At 68.9% G+C, this 5,323-nt stretch carries 4 protein-coding genes; 2 read left to right on the forward strand and 2 right to left on the reverse strand.

The genetic code is table 11. From position 1 onward, the window contains the following. The coding region (locus AD428_RS21085) for a Tm-1-like ATP-binding domain-containing protein (protein ID WP_160318613.1) at positions 1-519 on the reverse strand (519 nt) is incomplete at its 3' end. 258 nt (positions 520-777) lie between these two features. On the opposite strand from AD428_RS21085, the gene AD428_RS21090 reads away from it, so the two are divergent. Next, positions 778-1,368: a TetR/AcrR family transcriptional regulator gene (locus tag AD428_RS21090; protein WP_235491050.1), complete on the forward strand. Its 591-nt coding sequence runs from the start codon at positions 778-780 to the stop codon at positions 1,366-1,368. 152 nt (positions 1,369-1,520) lie between these two features. Here AD428_RS21090 and clpB read toward each other — a convergent pair whose 3' ends face one another. Further along, complete coding sequence (gene clpB / locus AD428_RS21095) at positions 1,521-4,127, reverse strand: ATP-dependent chaperone ClpB (protein WP_053246478.1); 2,607 nt, start codon at positions 4,125-4,127, stop codon at positions 1,521-1,523. Between the two features lie 412 nt (positions 4,128-4,539). Between clpB and AD428_RS21100 the strand changes: the two genes are divergently transcribed. After that, positions 4,540-5,268 (forward strand): helix-turn-helix domain-containing protein, encoded by a 729-nt coding sequence (locus AD428_RS21100; RefSeq protein WP_053246479.1) that lies wholly within the window; start codon positions 4,540-4,542, stop codon positions 5,266-5,268. Positions 5,269-5,323: the final 55 nt, after the last annotated feature.

The raw sequence follows: 5,323 nt of genomic DNA on the forward strand, positions 1-5,323 counted from the left end.
GCGGAACGCGCCGCCGATGGCGCCGGCCGCGTTGGCCAGCACCCGGCGCGAGATGCGGTTCAGCCCGGCCACGTCGGTCACGGAATACATCATGGCGATGTCGGAAGGGCCGACGTAGGGCGCCACGTTGCCCGAGGCCATGGTGGAAACCATCAGCTTGGGCACGCCGATCGGCAGCGCCCGCATGGCGGGCGTAATGAGCGCCGTGCCGCCCGAGCCGCCCAGGCCCAGCAGCGCGCCCAGGTCGGCGCGCCCGGCTGCGTAACGCTCGAAGGCCTGTGCCATGGCGGCGATGGCGGTGCCGCGGTCGCCGGTGAACACGGCGGCCTCGCCTTGCGGATGGCTGGCCGCCACCTCGCGCGCCTGCACCGAGGCGGCGCTGGCCTGGCCGGTGGTGGACACGTCCACCGAAACCACGTCCAGCCCGTCCTGCCGCAGCAAGGCGGCCACATACTCGGCCTCATGGCCCTTGGTGTCGTAGGTGGCGGCCACGTAGACCCGCCGGTTCGCATTCGTCATGGCTCCTCCGCGGGCGGCTACACTGCGTGCGCACGCCTCGATGTCATGCAGGCCAGGGCCTGTCGACCCCCAAGCCCGTAAAATCCAGAAATGAGACGAAAGAATCATACTGAGACACATGTCTCAGGTCAAACCTCCGAATCGCGTAAACCTTCCGCACGCGTCTCGCGCGCGCCTTCCCGCCCGCGCCAGCTCATCGCGCCCGCCAGCCCGCAGGCGGCCGCCAGCGGCGAGCCGCCCCACGGCCCGCGGGCCCGCATGCGCAAGACCCTGCTCGACGCCGCGCAGGCCCTCATGGCGCAGGGCACGATTCCGTCGGTGGCCGAGCTGGCCAGCCACGCGGGCGTGTCGCGCGCCACCGCCTACCGGTACTTTCCGAGCCAGAGCGCGCTGATCGCCGCGGTGGTGGACGAAAGCCTGGGTCCGCTGGTGGCCTGGACCAGCGCCGCCGCCGACGCCGCCGAACGGGTGGACGAGCTGCTGCGCTACGCCTACCCCCGCCTGGCCGAACACGAGGCCCCGCTGCGCGCCGCCGTCATGGTGTCGCTGCAGCAGCACGCCGAGGCCAGCGCCGGCCGCGCCGGCAGCGAGCCACGCCTGGTGCGCGGGCACCGGGTGGACGTGCTGCGCCGCGCCATCGAACCGCTGGCCCCGCGCCTGTCGCCCGCCGAACGCGACCGCGTGGCGCAGGCGCTGTCGCTGGTCTACGGCACCGAAGTCTTTCTTGTACTCAAGGACATCTGGCACCTGCAACTGCCGGCCATCACCGACGTGGCGCGCTGGACCGCCCGGGCCATCCTCAACCAGGCCCTGGCCGACAGCCAGTCCGGCGAGGCCGGCGCGCAGTAAGAAACGCCCCTGCGCTGCGCGGGCTTGCTGCCCCCCCAAGGGGGCGCTTTTTGTCTTGGGGCGGCCCAGCGACAAAAAAGCCCCCCCGACGAAAACGCGGGGGGCGTGAAAACCGGAGGGCCGCCGGCGGAGAATCCGCCGGCGCGGCCGTCTTACTGCAGGGTGCGCGTGAACACGAATTTGCCGTCCTGCCAATCGACCGGCACCACGTCGCGCGGGCCGAACTGGCCTTCGAGGATGAGCTTGGCGACCGGGTTCTCGATCTGCTGCTGGATGGCGCGCTTGAGCGGACGCGCCCCGAACACCGGATCGAAGCCCGAACGGGCCAATTCCGCCAGCGCTGCCTCGCTGACCTCCAGCCGCATTTCCTGCTTTTCCAGGCGCTCGCCCAGGCGGCGCAGCTGGATGCGGGCAATGGACTCGATGTGCTGCGCTTCCAGCCCGTGGAATACCACCACCTCGTCGATGCGGTTGAGAAACTCGGGCCGCAGGGCCTGCTTGAGCTCGTCCCACACCACTTCCTTCACGACTTCGTAGGGCTTGCCCGCCAGGCTCTGGATGTGGTGCGAGCCCAGGTTGGAAGTCATGACGATGACGGTGTTGCGGAAGTCCACGGTGCGGCCCTGGCCGTCGGTGAGCCGGCCGTCGTCCAGCACCTGCAGCAGCACGTTGAACACGTCCGGATGCGCCTTCTCGATCTCGTCGAGCAGCACCACGCTGTACGGCTTGCGCCGCACGGCCTCGGTGAGGTAGCCGCCTTCCTCGTAGCCCACGTATCCCGGCGGCGCGCCGATCAGGCGGGCCACGGAATGCTTCTCCATGAATTCGCTCATGTCGATGCGGATCATGTGCTCTTCGGAGTCGAACAGGAACTCCGCCAGCGCGCGAGTGAGCTCGGTCTTGCCCACGCCCGTGGGCCCCAGGAAGAGGAACGAGCCATACGGCCGCGACGGATCGGACAGGCCCGCGCGCGAGCGGCGGATGGCGTCGGACACCAGGCGCACGGCTTCGTCCTGGCCGACCACGCGCTTGTGCAGGTATTCTTCCATGTGCAGCAGCTTTTCGCGCTCGCCCTGCATCATCTTGGACACGGGAATGCCCGTGGCGCGCGAAACGACCTCGGCGATTTCCTCGGCGCCCACGCGGGTGCGCAGCAGGCGCGGACGCCCGCCGTCGCCCTCGGCCTCCGAAGCCACCGCGGCCGCGCCCACCTCGGCGGCCTTCAGGCGCGATTCCAGGTCGGGCAGCTTGCCGTACTGCAGCTCGGCGAGCTTGTCGAACTGGCCCTTGCGCTGCAGCTCGGCCATTTCGGCGCGCACGCTGTCGATCTCTTCCTTGATGGCCTGCGTGCCCTGCACGGCGGCCTTCTCGGCCTTCCAGATTTCTTCGTAGTCGTTGTACTCGCGCTGCAGCTTCTCCAGCTCGTCTTCGATGGCGGCCAGGCGGCGCTTGGACGCGTCGTCGGTTTCCTTCTTGACGGCCTCGCGCTCGATCTTGAGCTGGATGATGCGGCGGTCCAGCTTGTCCATGACTTCCGGCTTGGAATCGATTTCCATGCGGATGCGGGCGGCCGCCTCGTCGATGAGGTCGATCGCCTTGTCCGGCAGGAAGCGGTCGGTGATGTAGCGATGCGAAAGCTCGGCCGCGGCCACGATGGCCGGGTCGGTGATCTCGACGCCGTGATGGATCTCGTAGCGCTCCTGCAGGCCGCGCAGGATGGCGATGGTGGACTCCACGTCGGGCTCGTCGACCAGCACCTTCTGGAAGCGGCGCTCGAGCGCGGCGTCTTTCTCGATGTACTTGCGGTATTCGTCGAGCGTGGTCGCGCCGATGCAGTGCAGCTCGCCGCGCGCCAGCGCGGGCTTGAGCATGTTGCCCGCGTCCATGGCGCCCTCGGCCTTGCCGGCGCCCACCATGGTGTGCAGCTCGTCGATGAACACGATGTTGCTGCCGTCGTCCTGCGCCAGTTCCTTGAGCACGGCCTTCAGGCGCTCCTCGAACTCGCCGCGGAACTTGGCGCCGGCCAGCAGCGCGGCCAGGTCGAGCGCCAGCACGCGCTTGCCGCGCAGGGTTTCGGGCACCTCGTCGTTGACGATGCGCTGGGCCAGGCCCTCGACGATGGCCGTCTTGCCCACGCCGGGCTCGCCGATCAGAACGGGATTGTTCTTGGTGCGGCGCTGCAGGATCTGGATGGTGCGCCGGATTTCGTCGTCGCGGCCGATGACCGGGTCGAGCTTGCCCTGGCGGGCGCGCTCGGTGAGGTCCATGGTGTACTTGGCCAGCGCCTCGCGGTTGGATTCGCCCTCGGCGGCCGAGACGCTCTCGCCGCCGCGCACGGCGTCGATGGCGGCCTCCAGCGCCTTCTTCTGCAGCCCGGCGTCGCGCAGGATGCGGCCGGCCTCGCTCTTGTCGTCGGCCAGCGCCAGCAGGAAAAGCTCGCTGGCGATGTAGGTGTCGCCCCGGCGCGCGGCTTCCTTGTCGGTGCGGGTGAGCACCGCCTGCAGGTCGCGGCCGACCTGCACGTTGTCTTCGCCCTGCACCTGGGGCAGGGTCTTGAGCGCGGCGTCGATGGCCGGCTGCAGGCGGTTGACGGCCACGCCGGCGCGCGCGAGCAGGCTGCCGGCGCCGCTGTCGGGGTCGGTCAGCAGCGCGGAAAGCACGTGCAGGGGTTCGATGTAGGGATGGTCGTTGCGGGCCGCCAGGCTTTGCGCGTCTGCCAGGGCCTGCTGGAACTTGGTGGTGAGTTTGTCGAATCGCATAATGGTCTTTAGGCTGTTGGGGAGCCTGCCCGACCTGTGTTCAGCGGCGGCTGGCTCGATGACCTGAATATGCGGCCGGATGGGCGGTTTTCAATAGCCCGCCGGCCCTGGATCCGCCCGGGGCGGGTCCGGCCCATCTTCTCGACTTCCGGATGCGATGAGCATATACGCTTTTGTCCGCGGCACGCTACGCGCGGCGGGAATCCGCGACGGCTGCCGTCCGCTTGCCGGCCGATGGCGCGCAGGCCCGGTCCGTGGTGAAATCGACCGGAAGAAATCCGCGAAGCGCCGCCTGGAGCCCGGGCTCCGGCCCCGTAAGACGCCGTAGTAACAACAGACTACAATGGATGTTCTCTACACACGCTTTTCCCGCCGAGGCGCCGCGCGCCCGCCGGATCCTACAGAGGTCATTATGCAAAAACGGGTTCCCGTTGCCCCTGATGCCGCCCATTGCTCCACGTGTATGCTCGGCCACGTGTGCGTTCCCGTCGGCATGGCGGCGGCCGAAGTCGAAAAGCTGGACGAACTGGTGAAAGAGCGTGTGCGCGTCGAAAAGGGCAAGGCGCTGTACACGCTCGACCAGCCGCTGGATGCGGTCTACGGCGTGCGCTTCGGCAGCCTCAAGACCCAGCTCGAAGACGCCACCGGCCAGATCCAGATCACCGGCTTTCACCTGCCCGGCGAGATCGTCGGCATGGACGGCATGCTGGACGGCCGCCACGTGTCGGCGGCCCTGGCCCTCGAAGACTCCGAGGTGTGCGTCATCCGCCTCGCGGAAATCGACCGGGTGGCCACCCACCTGCCCTCGCTGCAGCAGCAGTTCCGCCGCCTGATGAGCCGCGAGATCACCCGCTCGCACCAGATGCTGGCCTCGCTGGGCTCGATGCGCTCCGAGCAGCGCCTGGCCGCCTTCCTGCTCAACCTGTCGCAGCGCTATGCCTCGCTGGGGTATTCGTCCACCGAGTTCGTGCTGCGCATGAGCCGCGAGGAAATCGGCAACTTCCTCGGGCTCACCCTGGAAACCGTGAGCCGGCTGTTCTCGCGCTTCGCGCGCGACGGCCTGATCCGCATCAACCAGCGCGAGGTCCGCATCCTGGACATGCCCGCGCTCAAGCAACTCCTCGGCCACGAAGGCTGCTGAGGGGCGCGCCATGCGCCGTGCGCCGCTTCGCGACCGCGTCCGGCCGGCGGCCAGA

This window comes from Achromobacter sp. DMS1 (assembly GCF_001270295.1).

Excerpts from the sequence above, each read along its gene's own strand:
- AD428_RS21090 (WP_235491050.1), top strand. The coding sequence starts at position 778 with ATGCGCAAGACCCTGCTCGACGCCGCGCAGGCCCTCATGGCGCAGGGC.
- clpB (WP_053246478.1), bottom strand. The coding sequence starts at position 4,127 with ATGCGATTCGACAAACTCACCACCAAGTTCCAGCAGGCCCTGGCAGAC.
- AD428_RS21100 (WP_053246479.1), top strand. The coding sequence starts at position 4,540 with ATGCAAAAACGGGTTCCCGTTGCCCCTGATGCCGCCCATTGCTCCACG.